This window comes from Deltaproteobacteria bacterium (assembly GCA_020845895.1).
In the GTDB taxonomy this organism is placed as follows: Bacteria; Lernaellota; Lernaellaia; order JACKCT01; family JACKCT01; genus JADLEX01.
Genome location: JADLEX010000031.1, coordinates 11,962 through 29,551 on the forward strand (window position 1 = coordinate 11,962; position 17,590 = coordinate 29,551).

General features: G+C 61.3%; 13 protein-coding genes. 6 read left to right on the forward strand and 7 right to left on the reverse strand.

The window, feature by feature from the left end; all coding sequences use genetic code 11:
- Positions 1–40 precede the first annotated feature (40 nt).
- From IT350_03720 to IT350_03750, 7 genes are all read right to left on the reverse strand, one after another.
- Complete coding sequence (locus IT350_03720; protein ID MCC6157135.1) at positions 41–2,539, reverse strand: MMPL family transporter; 2,499 nt, start codon at positions 2,537–2,539, stop codon at positions 41–43.
- Positions 2,540–2,554: 15 nt separating this feature from the next.
- A complete protein-coding gene (locus IT350_03725; GenBank protein MCC6157136.1) occupies positions 2,555–3,601 on the reverse strand; it encodes a hypothetical protein in 1,047 nt (348 codons plus the stop codon).
- A 2-nt stretch (positions 3,602–3,603) separates the two neighbouring features.
- Entirely contained in the window at positions 3,604–4,881 is a 1,278-nt protein-coding gene (locus IT350_03730; protein MCC6157137.1) for a DUF1329 domain-containing protein, read from the reverse strand.
- 52 nt (positions 4,882–4,933) lie between these two features.
- Positions 4,934–6,736 carry a hypothetical protein gene (locus IT350_03735; protein ID MCC6157138.1) on the reverse strand — a complete coding sequence of 601 codons (1,803 nt, stop codon included), beginning with the start codon at positions 6,734–6,736 and terminating at the stop codon, positions 4,934–4,936.
- Between the two features lie 130 nt (positions 6,737–6,866).
- Positions 6,867–7,814 (reverse strand): carboxypeptidase regulatory-like domain-containing protein, encoded by a 948-nt coding sequence (locus IT350_03740; protein MCC6157139.1) that lies wholly within the window; start codon positions 7,812–7,814, stop codon positions 6,867–6,869.
- A 143-nt stretch (positions 7,815–7,957) separates the two neighbouring features.
- Entirely contained in the window at positions 7,958–8,869 is a 912-nt protein-coding gene (locus IT350_03745; GenBank protein MCC6157140.1) for a hypothetical protein, read from the reverse strand.
- A gap of 206 nt (positions 8,870–9,075) precedes the next feature.
- Positions 9,076–9,594, reverse strand: a complete 519-nt coding sequence (locus IT350_03750; GenBank protein ID MCC6157141.1) for a hypothetical protein — start codon at positions 9,592–9,594, stop codon at positions 9,076–9,078.
- A 248-nt stretch (positions 9,595–9,842) separates the two neighbouring features.
- Here IT350_03750 and glyQ point away from each other — a divergent pair, with 248 nt between their 5' ends.
- The 6 genes from glyQ to IT350_03780 all read left to right on the forward strand — a co-directional run bounded on the left by glyQ (position 9,843) and on the right by IT350_03780 (position 17,437).
- Entirely contained in the window at positions 9,843–10,724 is an 882-nt protein-coding gene (gene glyQ / locus IT350_03755) for a glycine--tRNA ligase subunit alpha (protein MCC6157142.1), read from the forward strand.
- Positions 10,721–12,781 carry a glycine--tRNA ligase subunit beta gene (locus IT350_03760; protein ID MCC6157143.1) on the forward strand — a complete coding sequence of 687 codons (2,061 nt, stop codon included), beginning with the start codon at positions 10,721–10,723 and terminating at the stop codon, positions 12,779–12,781. The genes glyQ and IT350_03760 overlap by 4 nt, the downstream gene beginning before the upstream one ends.
- Before the next feature lie 167 nt (positions 12,782–12,948).
- Positions 12,949–13,152 (forward strand): hypothetical protein, encoded by a 204-nt coding sequence (locus IT350_03765; GenBank protein MCC6157144.1) that lies wholly within the window; start codon positions 12,949–12,951, stop codon positions 13,150–13,152.
- Positions 13,149–14,003 (forward strand): diguanylate cyclase, encoded by an 855-nt coding sequence (locus IT350_03770; protein ID MCC6157145.1) that lies wholly within the window; start codon positions 13,149–13,151, stop codon positions 14,001–14,003. The genes IT350_03765 and IT350_03770 overlap by 4 nt, the downstream gene beginning before the upstream one ends.
- A gap of 27 nt (positions 14,004–14,030) precedes the next feature.
- Complete coding sequence (locus IT350_03775; protein MCC6157146.1) at positions 14,031–16,157, forward strand: DUF2334 domain-containing protein; 2,127 nt, start codon at positions 14,031–14,033, stop codon at positions 16,155–16,157.
- Positions 16,157–17,437 (forward strand): glycosyltransferase family 2 protein, encoded by a 1,281-nt coding sequence (locus tag IT350_03780; protein MCC6157147.1) that lies wholly within the window; start codon positions 16,157–16,159, stop codon positions 17,435–17,437. Before IT350_03775 ends, IT350_03780 begins: the two co-directional genes overlap by 1 nt.
- The last annotated feature ends 153 nt before the right edge of the window (positions 17,438–17,590 follow it).

Sequence of the window (17,590 nt, forward strand, 5' to 3'; positions counted from 1 at the left end):
TGCGATCAGGGGGCGATGAAACCGATTCATTTCACTCGAACTACGAACGGGCCGGGCCCCGGTGAGTCACGAATTTCGGCTTGAACGTCACGATCAACGTCGGGAGCAGGATCAAGCCGCCCAGCATGCTGATGACCATCCAAAAGGCGAGGAGCGTGCCCATCTCCGCCTGGAAACGCAGGAACGAAAACGCCCAGAAGATGATGCCCAGCACCATGGTCGTCGCGGTGAAAAAGACCGCTCGTCCCGCCGTCATCATCGCGTAGGCGGTCGATTCCACGATGTCGCCCGTTCGAGCGTACGCTTCCTCGATACGGCCCACCACGTAGAGACCGTAGTCGACGCCGAGGCCGACGCCGAGAGCAACGACCGGCAGCGAGTTGACGTCGAGTCCGATACCGAGCACGCCCATCAGCGCGTACGTGAGGTAGTTGGAAATCGAGATGGGAATCAGGAAGTACACGCCCGCCCAGAACGACTTGTACGCAATCACGCAGCACAGGAACACGAACGCAAACGCGAGGATCGTGACCTTGAGCTCGCTGCGAACGATCGACTCGTTCACGGCGGCGAGCAGGCCGCCCATGTTGCCGGCAAGCCGAAACTGCGCGTTTTCGACCGGATTCTCCGCGATGAACTGCTTGGCCTGGGCGATGACCGCGCGCAGCGTCTCGCCCTTGTGATCGCTCAAATAGACGCTGATGTTCGCGTTTTGCATTTTGCGGTCGATGAACCGGTCAAGGTCGCCCGGCTCGGCGCCCGAGAAGATCATGCCGAGGTAGAAACCCGAATCGAAGAGGTTTTCCGGAATCAGTCCCCACTTGGGGTGCGAGCCGTGCATGATGCGCACGATGTCCGGCACGAGATCCGCGATCGACGCGGTGTACGACACCTCGTCCATGGCCTCGAGTTCGCGCTGGAATTTTTCCATCGTGAGCAGGATCTGCGGGCTCTTGATCTGATCGCGCTCCGCTCCCTCGACGACGATCGTGAGAATCTCCGTCTTGCCGAATCGTTCGCCGATCGCCGCCGTATCGATATTGTATTGCGAATCGGGCCAGAGCATGGGCGTGCCGGGGTGTACGTCGCCGATCTTGAGCCCGCGTGCAAACCACAATCCGATCGCGAACACGACGATGGTCACGACGAGAATCGTCTTCTGATGTCGCTGCGTGCTCGCGTGCGTCATCCATGTGAGCACGTGGTTGAGCAGCGATTTGCCCTCGCCGACGGCCTTGCGCTTCGGCGGCGGAATGATGGTGAGCAGAACGGGATTCAGGATCATGTCCGTGACGATGATCGACATGATCCAGAAACCGCACGTGAGTGCGAGCTTTTGCATCAGCGGAATGGGCGTAATGGCGACGATGAACACGCCGGCCGCGTCGGTCACGATGGAGACGATGCCGGGTTTGGACAGGCCGTGAAAAGTGAAGACGGCGGCGTCCTGCCGGTGTCCGGTGCGTTCGAGCTCTTCCATGTAGCGCTCGATGAGCTGCACCGAATGCGACAGCGCGCGGGCGCTGATGATGAATGGAACGACGATGACCAGCGGATTGAAGTGGTAGTCGCCGAGCTTGAACAGATCGATGCCCCGGGCCTGCAAAAACGCCAAGAGGCCCAGGAATCCCAGTCCCCAAATCGCGGACGCGACCGCCGTCATGGTGGGAATGAGCACGCCCACGAATGCGCGGAAGTATAGAAAGAGGCAAATGATGATCGCCGCAACCGTCGCGAAGAAGATCTTGACGAGCGACGGGAACTCGCGATTGATCCAGCCCAGCATGATCGGGCGACCGATCATCCGCATCTGGTGGTTCTCGTCTTCCACCGATCGGCAGAGCTTGTCGATCGCGTCGAACAGCGTGTCGTTGGGCTTCCAAATTTCCGTTTCGGAAACGCGCTTCAGCGTCGCGACGGCTTCCTCGGCGTCGCGTCCTTCGGCCGCGGCCATGCGGCGGACGATTTCTTCGAGCGAATCACCCGCGCTTTGCAGACCGCGCTCGAAAAATCCCGCCACGATCATGAGCGACTTGTCGTCGCTGGAAACAAGATTTCCGTGGTAACGGCCGCTCGCGTAAATCTTCGTCCGCAGGGCGTCGAGCTCCTCCTGCGTCTGCGGCACGCCCGGCCACATGACGGGGTCGGACCGGAATCCCTGAACCTCGTCGACCGTGGTGATCTTGATCTTGCGCTGCGACAGCGAGAGCACCGAGTAGTTGTTGACGGCCGGCAGGAGTTCCAGCGACTTCGTGACTTTCTGGAGCTTTTCGAGAGTCTGCGTGTTGTAGATCGAGCCGTCCTTGACCTCGAGGGTCAGGACGATGACGTTCGCGCCGCCGAAGGTGTCTTCGTATTGGGCATAGGTCTGAACGTACGGATGGCTCTTGGGAAACAGGTCGATCGTCGGCGTCTTGAGCGTCACGTATTGCATGAAATACGCGAACGTCAGCGTGACGAGCACCGAAATCGCGAGCACCGGCCACCGATGGCGGATGATGAACGCGCCGAAACCGCTCTGCGTCGTGGGACTGGACATGATGAGCCGTACCCGTCAGGGCGTGTCGTTCGCGAGCCGGGTCCAGGACTTTCCGCCGTCCGCGGACAGCATCACCAGACCGTGATCGCCGACCGCGATCCCCTGCCCCTTTGCGTTGAAAGCATTCGCCACAATCGAAAAATATTCACCGGTGGTCACGACGCTCGCGGCGCCGTTTTCGGCGCGGACCGCGAGTCCCGCGTTGCCGACCGCGGCCACGGCGCCTCCCGGTTGCGCGAAGACATCGAGCAGGTGGAACTCGGAATTCGTCGGGATCGTCGTCCAGTTCGCGCCGCCGTCCGCCGTTTGAAGCAGCAGTCCCTTCGAGCCGGACACGTATCCGTCATTCGCGCTCATGAAGGTCATGCCGAACAAATGCGAGGTCGTCGGCATCGGAAGGCGGGTCCACGTCGCGCCGCCATCGGTCGTCCGAAAGAACGAACTGAGCGTGTCCGCGGAAACCGTCTCGTCGAGCTGCGCTTCCCACGTCGGGTACTCGCCGCACATGACGGCCGTATTCTCATCGAACATATGAACTCGGTAGATGGTACCCGAAGACATGGCCTCGAGTTGCTGGTACGTCCACGTCGCGCCGCCATCGGTTGTCCGGAAGACCGCGCCGAAATTTCCGACGGCCAGACCCACGCGGTCGTTCGCGAAATGCAGATCGAAGATGTGTTCTTCCTTGTCGGCCTTCTGCTTCGCCCAGGTCTTGCCGGCATCGTCGGTCTTGAAGACCAGACCCTTGCGCCCGCCGATCCAGCCGACCCGATCATTCAGGAAAAACACGGAAAAGAGCGGCTCCGTGGTGTCGATCGGCACGAGCGTCCAGGTTTTTCCGGCATCTTCTGAGCGAAAAACCTTGCCCGGATAGCCGACGACAACAGCCACGGAATCCGACACGTAGGCCACATCATACAGTCGGTCGCGAAAAGCAAACGGCGCGGGAGGACCGAAGGACTTGGCCGCGGCGGGCGCTGCCGCCGCGACAACCAACGTCATCAGTCCAAAGAGCGCGAGAGCCTTTGCGACGTTCCACGGGGCACCCGTCGCGGGAGGCATGGTCAGTTCTCGATCTTGCGCAGGCGGCCGAGCGTGAACTCCTCGGGTTTCATCCCGGTGTTCGCGCGCGACTTCTGCCACCCGAAGGCCGTGGCGTGCTCGGACTGCAGGTCCACGACGAGCGAGGTGCCGATCGCCGCAGGCGTCGTCTTCGGATTCGGAGACGCGTTCCACGCGTTCACAAGCACTTTCCAGAGCTGGCCCTTCTTGTCGAAGGCGTCTTTGACCGCGATGAACGAGCTTTCGGCGTCCACATAGAACACCATCTTGCTGTACGGATAGTCGGGGAACTTGGCCTTGACCTCAAGCACGTACACGGGCCGCGGTTCCCACTTCGCCTTGAAATTCCAGTGCGGCGCGTTGTCGAAGTCGTAGACCTGCTTCACGGCCTCCTTGCCGTGAGGAACCTGCGAATTCATCGGCAGGAGCATGGTCTTCTTTTCCTTGAGGGTCCAATTCATCCACTCGGGGTAGCCGAGGTAGCCGCGCACGTCCTCGTAGAGCAGGTCGGTGTTGTTCCACGCGTCGCCGCGCGTACCGAACGCAAAACGCGTCGATTTGCGCTGCGCGGGGACGTAGATGTAGCCCTGCTGGTCCTGCGGCTCGATCATGCGCGTGTAGAGCGCCGAGAAGCCCTTCTTGTCGGGCGGCGAAAGGGCGGTCGTCAGTGAATAGTACTGAACGCCTTCCTTTTTCGACTCCTCGAACCCCGGGATCGGCGCGATGTCCGTGCGGTTCACGGCGCGGTTGATGTAGGTCCAGATCCAATCCTCGGTGCGCTCGACGCCGCCCTTGGCGCTGATCCAGTAGACCGCGAAGTAGTTCTCGGAATCGTCGCCGCCGTAAGCGTAGGTGTAGTTCCACGCGATTTCGAGCCCGTTCTTCGGCTGTGGGAACGGCAGGCCCGCCTGATACCCCTCGAGGCCAAGCTTACGGTACTGCGTGCCGGTGTCGACGATCTTCGCCGTACCGCGGTACTTGTTCGTCACGTCGATGTAGGTGTCCGCGGGGACGATGGGCTGGTAGTCCTTCGTGTAGATCTTGAATCCGTACTTGGTCATGAGAACCTGGACGCCATCCGGGATCCACGCCTTCCACTTGGCCAGATCACCCGACGTGATCGTCTGTCCCGCCGGTGGCGCGCCGCTCAGATCAGGGGCGAATCCCACCTCGCTGATCCAGTTTTCCCGCGTGAGCTTGCTCTGTCCGATCGCCGTCGCCGCGAGCACGATCGACAATGCGAATGCTGCCACCACGATCCAAGCGGTCCTCGATTTCATGACGTCCTCTCTTGCCCCGAGGGGGCCGCGGGTGTGCCTGCGGCAAGTGGAATCAGAACTGGTAGCGGATCTTTCCGTACACCTCGTCGCGGTCTCGGAAAAGACCGACGTCGTTGTACGGATCGTCGCCGAAGAGGTAGTTGTAGCCGGTCTCGAGACGCCAGTGGTTGCCCGGCGCGAACTTGAACGACGCGCTGACAAAACCGGAGCCCTTTTCGAACGCTTCTGAGTCGAACAGATCGTCCGAGCCCTCGATGACCTCTGCGTAACGCGGCACGTAGACCGCCGTGACGCCCGGCGTGAACAGGCCGTGCCAGTAGGTCGTGAATGCCGCAAAGACGAGCGTCGTCATCATCGGTGTCGGCACCGTCGTGTCATAGCCCGGCGCATAAACGATGTGCCACTTCTCGTTCACCTTCTCGCTGCCGTCCGCGAAAACCTCGCGGACGTACGGATCGCCAAGCTTGAACTCGCTGTCGTTGATGTCTTCGGGGTTGAAATAGAAACTCTGCATGACACGGAAGACCGTCACGGTCGACGACGTACGGTTCAGAAACCGCCACTGGTTCGCGCGGAAGAGTTCGAGCGCGTAGTCGAGTGAATGGCGCTCCTCGGAATGCAGTTCCGCGATCTGCTGAGAGTCGCCGGCGGCGACGTCGCGATCGAGCGCACGCCAGGTGCCGCCCCCCGCCATCACGCGGTTGTCGGGCGAATAGCCCGCCGAAAGCAGCGAGTTCACCGCGTAATTCACGCGCGGGGTCACCGCCGCTTCGAGCTTGAGCACCGCGCCGATCGGAGACTCGAATGCGTAGTCCAGTGAGAATCCGTAGGTGTCGATGCGCGGAATGCGCAGGAAGACCTTGGCCCGCGTGTACCCATCGGAGTCCGCGATCGGATTCTTGATGACGTGATCCGGAATCGGCGGCGAGAGCTGGTGGCCGTGATACGCAACCAGCGTGTAGGTCATCTTGCCGAGCACACCCTTCCACCGCGCGCCGAGTCGCATGTCGGACAGGTCGTTCTTGGGATACATGACGACCTTGTCCTCGATCTTGAGATCGGACACGTAGTCGTTCTTCGGAGCGAGCGGAAGTCCCCACGCGCCGACAAACGTGAGCGGTGTATTGATGGTGTCTTCGGGATCGTCGACGAGGGGGACGAAGACGCCCTCCAGCGAACCCGACAGCGCGGGCACGTCGACGAGCGCCTTCACCATGTAAAGCGGTTTGCGAATGTCCTCGAAGCTCTCGAACGGCGCGAGATGCCAGGACGAATCGACGGGGTTGATGACGTCCAGCAACCGAATGTTGCCCATGTCGCCCCAGCTCACCTGCTGTCGACCGATGCGGAAGTTCAGCCAGTCTGCGGCATCGAGGTCCAGGTAGATCTCGCGGAACTCGTTCTCGGTGTAGTAGCGCTCGCGAACCGTCTGCATCTTCTCGGCCTGAACGTCGACGTCGTCGTTGTACTTGGTGTCGGCGATCATGTCGGGAACCTGTGCGTATCGGTCTTCCTTGAGCGCGCCCGAACGAACCCCGCGGAACGCCGCGTAGAAGCGGATGTAGTCCGTGGGCTTATAGTCGGCTTCCAGCATCAGCGTGTGGCGAAGCATGGACGGCGCACCGGCCCGGTCGCCGTGCTCGATCGGAAAGCCTTGGGGATCTTTCTTGTTGTGGAATTTCGTGTCGGTGAAAAGACCGTACTGAGCCTGAAAATAGCCGCTGAGTTCGAACTTCGGCGCGTCATCGCCACCGCCGCCGCCACCCCAGTCGTCGCCCTCCTCGGCGCGCGCCTGGCCCGACAGGCAGATCAAGAGAATCGTCGCGGTCATGACGGCTGCGAACGCGTGACGCATACCCTCTCCTCCCAAGCGAACGGAAAAAATCAAATCGAGGAACGGAAATTCGCCGGTCGACCCGCGCGCCCACGTGTTCGCGGATCGTCGGGCGGCGGCCGAAGCCGCCGCCCGATTAGAACTTACAGGATCAGTTCGTGCAGAACGCCGCGTTCGGATCGGAGTCGTACACCACGGTCGTGATCGCCACGCAGTCGGCGCACAGATACGGGATCGTATCGGTGGCTTCCACGTCGTCGATATTGGCCGTGACCGTGTACGAACCCGGATCGGCGTTGACGCCGACGAAGAAGCTCATCTTGCCGCCGTCGCCGTCGAGCACGCCGTTGGTGCCCTTGCCGTTTTCGTCGCCGATGCCGTCGCCGTCGGTGTCGCGTTCATCGGTCGGGAGCACGCCGAGCACGCTCTCCTTGAAGTAGTGAACCTCGGAAACGCCCGGATCGAATGTCACTTCGGCGCAACCGACGGGATACTCCTCCGTGCCGTCAGACCAGTAGACGCCGCCGGAGGCGAAGCCCTTTGTGGGATCGGGGGTGATGCCGAGCAGGCCGGAAACGAGCGTCACGACGGTATTCGAAACCGCCAGGAACTCCTCGTTCGCGGTCCCTGTCTCGAAATGGAACTGATAGGTGTCCTTATAGCCGTTGTACGTGACTTTGATGGCCACGGCGCCCTTGGCGTCGTCGGGAATCCCAGTCAGGGTCACGAAACCGTTCTCATCCGCGGTCTCAATGATCGGCGGATCGAATGAGGAACCGTCCTCGTCGTTCACGGCTTCGACGGTCGCTTCCGGAAGCGGTGTGCCTTCCTTGAAGTCGGTCGCCGTTCCGCTGATCGAGCTGCCGTCCACCGTGTCGTCGTCGCCGGTGTCGTCGTCGGCGTCGTCATCGGCGTCGTCGTCCGTCGCGTCGTCGTCGGTGTCGTCGTCGGTGTCGTCATCGGTCGCGTCGTCGTCGCCGCTCGACGAATCGTCATCGTCGTCGTCGCCGCCGCACGCGGCCACGAACGCCAGCGAGCCCATGGTCAGCACCGCGACGAGCGCGACCAGCATGCGCCAGAAAGAATCCTTCGCTTTCATGTCGTGTTCCTCCAATAGAGTCTTCAGTCGTTACGAAACCCTTGGCAGGCGTCGCCACATGGCGGCGCCGTCAAACGCAAGTCCCGATCAAACCGTGTCTCGACCGGGCAAATCTCGCGGCCGGGATCCGACCGCGCCCCACACTATTGAGAGCACCAGGACGGAGTCGGGTCCTCCGTGAAATCGCCCTTGGAAAAATAGACGTTCTGAATTGTCGCCGTACCCGGATAGACGCGCGGCATGACGTTCGCCGAGCTCTGCGACGCATCCAGCGATCCGCTGCCTTCCGCCTCGAATGTACGTCCCATGATGAGCAGGGGATATGCGATCTCCTTGTTCAGCGACACGTAATAGCTGATCGCCTGGCCCTTGCCGTCGCGGCCCGGGTTCGTCCCCTGTCCATTGGCGGGGGTATCGCCGGTGATGTTCCTCGCCGCATTCGGCAGCGCGTCGTTCCCGAAGTAAAAAACGCCTTGGCCATCGTCGGGCTGGAACGAAATGACGCCGCATCCGATCGGATTTTCGTCGATCGGGTCGCCCCAGTACATGCCGCCCGCGGTCACGGCCTTCGTCAGGTCGAGGCACGGAGCGTCGTCGGTCACCTCGGCGCAATCCGGCTGCAAGCCGAGACCGAGCGCCACCAGGTCGCGCGTCGCGTTGCTGATGAGCAGGAATTCCTCGCCCTCGAGGCCTTCGAGAAAGTCGAATTGCACCGTGTCGGTTGCGCCCTCTTTTTTCACGAGAACGCCGACTTTCGTGATGCCCTCGGGAAGATCGAAGGAAACCTCGCCGTTCGCCGGCGACGTGGCCGTGACCGGCGGGTCGAACGGCTCGCCCGTGACATTGTTCACGAGTTCGACCAACGCGCCCTGGACTTCGGTCTTCGTCTGGAAATCGCGAACGAATCCGTTGAGCGTCCCCGCCTCACCGGTCGCGGATGCTCCGGACCCGCTCACCTCGACGATGTATTCCCCGCCTTCGCACGCCACGAACAGCGAAATCAGGCAGAGAACGCAGACGACACCCATGCCCACCGCAAAATGCAGCCGTTTCATTACTGGACTTCTCCTTCGAGCGCTCGAAGCGGCAAGATTCCGGCCCATGCATACAGTACGGTGAGTTTTTAGCAGAACTCCCCGTTTTGCGTCAAGCACAAAGCGGAAAGTCCGCGAAATTCCGGGGATTCCCAGCGGGTTTTCGAAGGGCGCGGAAACGCGACGGATTTAGTCTATATGGTTATCGAGATAATTTAAATATCGGTTCAGGCGGGAATGGCGTGAACGAATCTCTGGAAGATCCGTGTGTGTTCCTCGCTGGGTGCTTCGAGGTCGATCCCGAAATGCAGTGTCACGACGCCCGGATGGATGTGCCACGGCCAGACAGCCGCGTAAAGCCGTACTCCGCCGGAAAACTGCCGGATGTAGACCGTTTGCTCCAGATATGCGCCGCCGAGGCGACGTATGATCGGGTCTCCGGACAGCCGAGGAGCGAGGTGCCGACCCGGCGCTTTGGCCGGTGGACCGAAGAAATCGGCGAATTTGTCCAGATGTCGGTCTTCGAACCCGTTCAGGCATTCGATTTCGAGAGGGCTTCGTGTTCCGTTCATATTACGGACGATGGTCCCAGCGTGATCTGAAAAGTACTTGATGAGCCGGCAGAACTCGGGCAGCGTCTCCCGAGCGTCCGCGCTGAAGTCTTCCCAGAGCGCTCCGCCATCGTCGCTCAGGCCCGCGAGCCATTCCTTGCCCCGGCGAATCTCCTCGATGGGTACCACCGACATCGCCCCGCCTCCTTCGATTGCCGCACAATCGTCACAATGTCGAATTTCAAGGGACCACTTGGGTCCAATTCAAATGATCGGCGAAATTCGGCCCGAACTTGAGGAAATTCGCCTGAGATTTCCGGCCTCTTCATCGATCACGGCTTCCCGAAGACACAACCGGCTGTAGGGTCTCGCGCCTTGACAACCAGATGTGGTGGAGTTAGAAGCGAAGGCGTTCCCCGGAACCCGAAACCACGCGGAATGCCATGAATTTTCAGCAGGTCATTCTGAAGCTGCAAAACTACTGGGCTGAACGAGGCTGCCTCGTCATCCAGCCCTACGATCTGGAAGTCGGCGCCGGGACATTCAATCCGAGCACCTTCCTGCGCGCGCTGGGCCCCGAACCTTGGAACGCGGCCTATGTCGAGCCGTCCCGCCGGCCCACCGACGGGCGATACGGCGAAAATCCGAACCGGCTCCAGCACTATTATCAGTTTCAGGTCATCATGAAGCCCAGCCCCAAGAATATTCAGGAGCTGTACCTGGGCAGCCTCCGGGAATTGGGGATCGATCCCCTCGCCCACGACATCCGATTCGTCGAGGACGACTGGGAGAGCCCGACTCTGGGCGCGTGGGGCCTCGGTTGGGAGGTCTGGCTCGACGGCATGGAGATCACGCAATTCACCTATTTCCAGCAGTGCGGCGGCTTCGACCTCGATCCGATTTCGGTGGAAATCACGTACGGGCTCGAGCGCATCGCGATGTACCTGCAGGGCGTTGGCCGCGTGTACGACGTGGAGTGGGTCAACGGCGTGACCTACGGGCACGTCTATCACCGCAACGAGGTCGAGTTCTCAACCTACAACTTCGAACTCGCCGACACGGCCCGCATTTTCGGGTGGTTCAACGATTACGAGCGCGAGGCGCTGCGTGTTCTCGACGCGGGTTTCTCGCTGCCCGCCTACGACTACTGCCTCAAGTGCTCGCACGCGTTCAATCTTCTCGACGCGCGCGGCGCGATCAGCGTCACGGAACGCGTGGCCTATATCGGCCGCGTCCGAAATCTCGCGCGTCGTTGCGCCGAGGCGTATCTCAAGACCCGGGAGTCGCTGGGCTATCCGCTCTGTTCCGTGGGAGCCCGATCATGAAAAACGAACTGTTTTTCGAGATCGGCACCGAGGAAATCCCGTCGCGATTTCTCAAGCCCGCCATCGACGACATCGGGCGTCTGCTCGAGGAAAAACTCACGGAGTCGCGGATCGGGCACGGAGAAATCGTCACGACGGCCACCCCACGGCGGCTCGTGGGGTGCGTTCGTGAGGTCGCCGATCGCCAGAGTGATCTGACGATCGAAAAAGCCGGGCCGCCCTGGGCGAGCGCTTTCGACGAATCCGGAAAGCCGACCAAGGTGGCCGAGGGTTTTGCGAAGAGCATGGACGTCGACATATCCGAGCTTCGCCGCGTTTCCACCGACAAAGGCGATCGCGTCGGCGTGGTAAAAACCGTCGCCGGGCAACCGACCTCGAGCGTGCTTCCGGATCTGCTGCGCGGTCTTTTCGCGTCCATTCCGTGGCAGAAGTCCATGCGTTGGGGTTCGGAACCGCAGCGTTTCGTGCGACCCGTCCAGTGGCTCGTGGCGCGTTATGACGGAAAACCCATTCCCCTGGAATTCGCCGGCGTGGCCGCGTCGGATGTGACTTACGGTCACCGCTTTCACGCTCCGAAGCAGATTCGGGTCAAGGGATTCGACGACTACGTGGCGAAGCTGCGGGACAGATACGTCCTGGTCATGCGCGAAGAGCGCCGCCGGGCGATCGCGGAGCAACTGAAAAAAGCGGCGCGGTCGGCCAAGGGACGCGTTATCGAAGACGAGAAACTTCTCGACGAGGTGACGGGGCTTGTGGAGTGGCCGGTCGTCCATGTCGGCCACGTGCCGGATGAATACATGGAATTGCCGCGCGAGGTGCTTCTGACCCCGATGCGCGAGCACCAGCGGTACTTTGGCTTCGAGGCGAAGGATGGAGAGCTTCTGGGGCGTTTCGCCGCGGTCGGCAACGTCGAAGCGAGCGATCCCAAGGTCGTGAAAGCGGGCTATGAGCGAGTCCTGAACGCGCGGCTCGCCGATGCCCGATTCTTCTATCGATCCGATCTGGCGCAGCCGCTGGACGACCTCGCGCAGAAACTCGATCAGGTCGTCTTCCATCGCCGGCTCGGGACGTACAAGGAAAAGGTCCTGCGTGCCCAGGCGATCTGTCGACATCTCGCCGATCGAGTCGCTCCCGCGTCGCGCGACACCGCGTTGCACGCGTTGTGGCTCGCCAAGGCCGACCTGCTCTCCAAGACGGTGTTCGAGTTCCCGGAGCTCCAGGGCGTGATGGGGCGCATCTACGCGCGGCATCAAGGAGAGAAGCCCGAGGTCTGCGAAGCGATTTTCGAACACTATCTGCCGCGCTTCGCCGGTGACGTTCTTCCTTCGTCGGATGTCGGCGCCTTGTGTTCCGTCTCCGACAAGATGGATTCCGTGGTCGCCTGTCTCGGTGTGGGATTGGCGCCGACCGGCGCCGGCGATCCCTACGCGCTCCGCCGTCAGGCGCAGGGCATCGTCCAGATCGTTCTCGATCGCAAGTGGTCGGTCTCATTGCCCGAGCTGATTCGGGCCGCGGCCGAGGCAAGTCGCGAGAAAACGGGAACGGACACGGAGACTCTCGTCGGGCAAACCTTGGAATTTTTCCGCGCGCGTCTGGCGGGATGGCTTAAGCAGGGCGGCATGCCGGCGGATGTCGTCGATGCGGTGCTCGCGGTTCGATTTGACGATCCCGTCGAGGTCGCCGCGCGATGCGAAGCAGTCGTCGAATTCTCTCGCTCGGACGATTACGCAGCGTTTGCGACGGCTTTCAAGCGCGTTGCGAATATCGTCGGCGATTACACGGACACGCGAGTCGATCCCGCCGCGTTCACCGACGACGCGGAGCGCCGTCTGCATGACGCGGTGATCGAAGCCGAAAACGCCGTATCTGACGCAATGCGACAAAGCGACGTCGCGAAGGCCCTGCTCGGCCTCGCGGCGATTCGACCGACGGTCGATAGGTTTTTCGATTCGGTCATGGTCATGGATGAGAACGAAGAGAGGCGACGCAACCGGTTGTCGCTTTTGACCGCTCTGGCACGTCTCTTTGGCGGCATTGCGGACTTCAGGCGATTGTAAGCGGATCTAACTGTCAGGGAATTCACTGACCGGCGGTCACTCGACATGACCATGGGTCAGAGCAGACCGAAAAAACGAACGGCGCGGCGGAATCGGCCGCTTTTCGCTTGCGCCGATCGGTCGAAATGGGATATTGACAAGCGACCCAACTTCCGGCGGCCGGGTTTTTGCGTTTTGTGCGCGAAGGGATTGGTGTGGAATCCCAAAATTGCCTGATTACCATGGCTTTGGTCGTCGTGGTCACCATCGTGGTGGTCACGCTTCTGATCCTTCTCCGGGACATCGTGCGCTTCTTTCTGAAGAAGACGCAGGTTCGCGCCTCGTCGCAACGCCCTCTTCCTCGCCCTGACGTCAAGGACGGTGTCCGATGAAAGCGAACAACGACAACGCGAAATCGTCCGAGATCCTCGACCTCGTGGTTCTCGGCGCGCTCGGCGCGGCGTTTGGCTTCCTGTTCATCTACTACTTCAAGATCCGCCAATACGAGGCGCTCACGGTTGTCGTCACGATGCCGGTGGCGTTTCTCGCGATCACGCGGGGTCTGAAGTTCGGCGCGATGGGTTCGATCTTCGGCGCCGCCATTTACGGCAGCCTCGTTCTGTTCAAGATTGTCCAGGGAACGGCCCAAGCCGGATTCATCCGCGAGAGCATCGTCAACATCGGGATCATCGTGGTGATCGGGTTCGTATTGGGCACGATCTCGGAGACGATGAATTTTCGCCGGGCCGGAGTCTTCCGCGAGGTCACGACCGTCGAGACGTTCGTGCCGGATGAAGAAACGGGGCTTTACAATTTCAAGAGCTTCCGCTGGATGCTCTCGGGAGAAATGAAGCGCGTCAAGCGCTACAACACGCCCCTGTCGCTGGTCTTCGTCCGCATCAACAACCTCGGCGAGTTCCAGAAACGCTACGACTACGAGCAGGAAGTCGCGCTCTTCCGCGATATCGGCCGTTTTCTTCGCAGCATGCTGCGCGACGCCGACTACGTCGGAAAATACGCCGACTCGGAACTCGGAGTCATCCTACCCGAGACGAATGCGAACGGCGTGAATATCGTCGTCACGCGTTTTCTGGAGCGACGCCAGACGCTGCTCGCGCAGGTCGGCAAGACGTGGGACGAGGTCGTTCCCGAGCTGTCGCTCAGCTCGGCGAATTTCCCCAAGGATGCGACAAATCTCGAAGAGCTGATCGACGTGATCGACAGCCGATATCAACCCCTCTAAGGAGACGCGGCCCATCATCGCGCGCCCATGCGAACGACCCTGATCGCCATATTCGCGCTCGGTTTGATCATCGGCGTACTGTTCGTCACGATGAATCAATTCGAGGAAAAAGCGCCGGACTTCGGACCGAGAGGCGATCTCGTGCTCGTCATTCACGACGTCGTGTCGCCGGGTGCCCCCGCCGCCGATCAACTCGTCAGCGCGCACTCCATCGTGCAGTTGTTGGGGCACTTCCCCGTCAGCACGCGCCTCGTTTCGACGGGCGATTACGAAAAGGGCATGCTCTCCGAGGCGGCCTACGGAATCTATGTCGGCACCAAGACCGATCAACCGTTGCCGACCTACCTCCTCGACGACATCTTCCAGTCGACGCGTCCGTTTCTGTGGATCGGAGCGAACCTCGAGCGCCTGCAAGCGCGCCACAATCTCGACAACTTCGGGATTCGAGCTGTCGAGGGCGGCGACGCATTCGCGACCAACGTCGTTTATTACAAGAATCAGCCGCTCGCGAAGATCGACCTTCGGACCTTCAAGGTCGACGTCACGCGCTCGCAGGCGGCGCAGGTGCTCGCCGAGGCGAAGTACGTGTCCGATCCGCCCAAGCCCGCGCAGGCCGGACTCGATATCGAACCCGGCACACCGGCGCGGCTGCCGTCCATGGTCGCGGACGAGGTTCTGCCCGTCGGTTTGCCGCCGCTGCCCTCCGTCGACGTTCCGCCGATGCCGGCTCCTCGAACCGCCGGCGAAACGGCAATGGACATCGAATCGAAGACGATCGCCGGAGTCTCGCCTCCTGCGGTATCCGCGGTGACGGGCGACGGCCTGCCCGTGCCGCCTTCCGCGACGCCTCCCGCTGTCTCGCTGCCGTGGATCGTGCGCGCGCAGAACTTCTGGTTTGTGGCGAGCGACCCCATTGCGTACCATATCGAGGGCGGCGCGTATCTCGCCTTCGCGGACGTTCTCTACGACTTCTTCGGCGAGAAATCCGGCGAAGAGCACTTCGCCTTCGTGCGCATCGAGGATGTCCACCCGAAACGCGAACTGGACACGTTGCGCAAGGCCGCGGACCTGCTCGCCGAGCGGGATGTGCCGTTCGCCTTCACGCTCGTGCCGGTTTACAAGAACGGTGAGAACGGCGAGCCGATCTATCTCTCCGAAGCGCCGGAGTTTCTCAAAACGGTCCGCTACCTCATCAGCAAGGGCGGCGTGCCGATCCTGCATGGATTCACGCACCAGCACACGGCGGAATCCGCGGTCGATTTCGAATTCTGGGAAGGCGAAACGGGCGGACATCCGATCGCGCAGGACAAGACCTTCGCGTCCCAGCGGATCGAGCAGGCGCTCAACGAGTGCTTCGTCAATGAAATCTATCCGCTCGCGTGGACCACGCCTCATTACGCGGCCGGCCATGCCGACTACGACGCCTTCGCGGACTATTTCACGACGGTCGTTGAACGGCGAATGCCCGTCGAAGCGTACGGCTCGGATCAGTTCTTCCCTTATCTGATCCAGTCCGACATGCACAAACAGATCATCATCCCGGAGTCGCTCGGCTACGTGAATCCCGGCGTGGGCCGCGATGCCGCCGCGCTCCTGCGCGACGCGGACGCGATGAAGGTCGTACGCGACGGCTGGGCGAGCTTTTTCTTCCACACCTTCCTCGATCTCAACCTGCTCACGCAGATCGTCGACGGACTCAAGGAGCGCGACTTCCGTTTCGTGTCGCTCACCGAATTCAACAACAAGGTCACAACGCGCGACCGCGTGGTCGTCTCCGGAGTGAGCGAGGTGCAACTCACGCTCGACTCCCAGTACCGCAACGAGCGGACCTATAACGATCGAGGCGAGTTGCTCGACGAGAACTTCTCCTTCGGCACCGTCAAGGGCAACGTCACCAGTCTCGTCACACTGCGACCCGACGAATTCCAGGTGATTCAGGGCGTCTATCGGCGGCCGCCGGTCACCGTGACGACGCTCAACCTCTTCCGGCCGACCATCTCGGGCATCTCCAATCCCGTCGCGATCGTGCTGCTCTTCATCGGCATGATCACGCTGGTGCTGTTTCTCGGGATCTGGATCTTTCTGGTCACCCGGCGAACGGTCGCCGGCGCGAAAAGAATGGCGGCAGTCCGCCGTCACACGGAAGAATTCTGATGCCGTACGCGAACGTCTATATCGATCTTTGCTTCCTGTCCGCGGCGATCGGCATCTGGCTCTTCCTGCTGTTCAACGTGCTGCTCACATTCTTCGCGTTCCTCAACGGCCTGTCGTCCGAGAAAGAGCGCGCGCGCCTGTTTTCGGAGTCCTTCCCCTTCCCGTTCGTCTCCATTCTGATTCCCGCGCACAATGAAGAGCTCGTCATCGAGCGCACGGTGCAGGCGATGCTCGCGCTCAATTATCCCAAGGAGCGTTTGGAGATCATCGTCGTCAACGACGGGAGCAAGGACCGAACCGGCGACGTGGTCGCCGAAATCGCCGCGCGGCACCGCGAGGTCAAACTTGTCACCGTGCCCGAGGGCGAAGGCGGCAAGGGCAAGAGCCGCACGCTCAACGTGGGCCTCGAACACGCGATGGGCGACGTCATCGCCGTGTACGACGCGGACAATCGCCCCGAGCCCGACGCGCTTCGTTACCTCGTCGCCAACCTCGTCGAGGACCCGAAACTCGGCGCGGTCCTCGGCAAGGTGCGCACGATCAACCGCGACCGCAACTCCCTGACGCGGTTCATCAACCTCGAATTCATTTCGTTTCAGTGGCTCATGCAGGGCGGGCGCTACAAGCTGTTCAACCTCGCGACGCTGCCCGGCACGAACTACGTGATCTGGCGCAAGGTGCTCGACAAGGCCGGTCGCTTCGACGAGGAGGCGATCGCCGAAGACGCCGAGCTGTCGATCCGCCTGTACGAGATGGGCTACCGCATCAAGTTCATTCCCTACTCCGTCACGTGGGAACAGGAGCCGGAGGACGTCAAGACCTTCGTCCGCCAGCGAACGCGATGGGTCCAGGGGATGACCTACATCGTCCGCAAGTTCCTCAAGGTCGCGTTCCAGATGAAGAACCGGCGAATCATGTTCGACCTGTTCTACATGTTCAGTCTCTACTACGTCTTTTTCTTCGCGCTCATTCTGTCGGACGTGATCGCCGTCCTCGGGCTGCTCGGCTTCATCAAGCTCGGGCTCGTCGGACCCTTCACCTTCATCTGGTTCCTCGCGATGATGCTGTTTTTCATGCAGTCGCTCATCGCCATGAGCCTGGAGGAGGAAGAGTCATTCCTGAACATCCTGCTCTCGCTCATCATGTACGTCACCTACTGTCAGGTTTGGATTGTCATCGTCTTCCGCGCGTTCTGGATCGACGTGATCCGACGACGAAAAGGAACGGTCTGGGAAAAAACGATCCGGTACAAGATGCGCGAGAAGCAGGCGGATGGATGACGCGGCTTTCGGCGTCGGGGTGAAGCGGATGCGGATGTGGACCGCTTGCGTGACGGGGGCGGTCTTGATGACGGCGGCAGGGTGCGTGTCCTCCAACGGACACGCCGAAGCGCCGATGGATGCGGGAGCGGCGGAACGGGCCTGCAGGGCCTT

Bases quoted from the DNA above. Each gene is read 5' to 3' on its own strand.
- IT350_03720 (MCC6157135.1), bottom strand. From the start codon at position 2,539: ATGTCCAGTCCCACGACGCAGAGCGGTTTCGGCGCGTTCATCATCCGC.
- IT350_03725 (MCC6157136.1), bottom strand. From the start codon at position 3,601: ATGCCTCCCGCGACGGGTGCCCCGTGGAACGTCGCAAAGGCTCTCGCG.
- IT350_03730 (MCC6157137.1), bottom strand. From the start codon at position 4,881: ATGAAATCGAGGACCGCTTGGATCGTGGTGGCAGCATTCGCATTGTCG.
- IT350_03735 (MCC6157138.1), bottom strand. From the start codon at position 6,736: ATGCGTCACGCGTTCGCAGCCGTCATGACCGCGACGATTCTCTTGATC.
- IT350_03740 (MCC6157139.1), bottom strand. From the start codon at position 7,814: ATGAAAGCGAAGGATTCTTTCTGGCGCATGCTGGTCGCGCTCGTCGCG.
- IT350_03745 (MCC6157140.1), bottom strand. From the start codon at position 8,869: ATGAAACGGCTGCATTTTGCGGTGGGCATGGGTGTCGTCTGCGTTCTC.
- IT350_03750 (MCC6157141.1), bottom strand. From the start codon at position 9,594: ATGTCGGTGGTACCCATCGAGGAGATTCGCCGGGGCAAGGAATGGCTC.
- glyQ (MCC6157142.1), top strand. From the start codon at position 9,843: ATGAATTTTCAGCAGGTCATTCTGAAGCTGCAAAACTACTGGGCTGAA.
- IT350_03760 (MCC6157143.1), top strand. From the start codon at position 10,721: ATGAAAAACGAACTGTTTTTCGAGATCGGCACCGAGGAAATCCCGTCG.
- IT350_03770 (MCC6157145.1), top strand. From the start codon at position 13,149: ATGAAAGCGAACAACGACAACGCGAAATCGTCCGAGATCCTCGACCTC.
- IT350_03775 (MCC6157146.1), top strand. From the start codon at position 14,031: ATGCGAACGACCCTGATCGCCATATTCGCGCTCGGTTTGATCATCGGC.
- IT350_03780 (MCC6157147.1), top strand. From the start codon at position 16,157: ATGCCGTACGCGAACGTCTATATCGATCTTTGCTTCCTGTCCGCGGCG.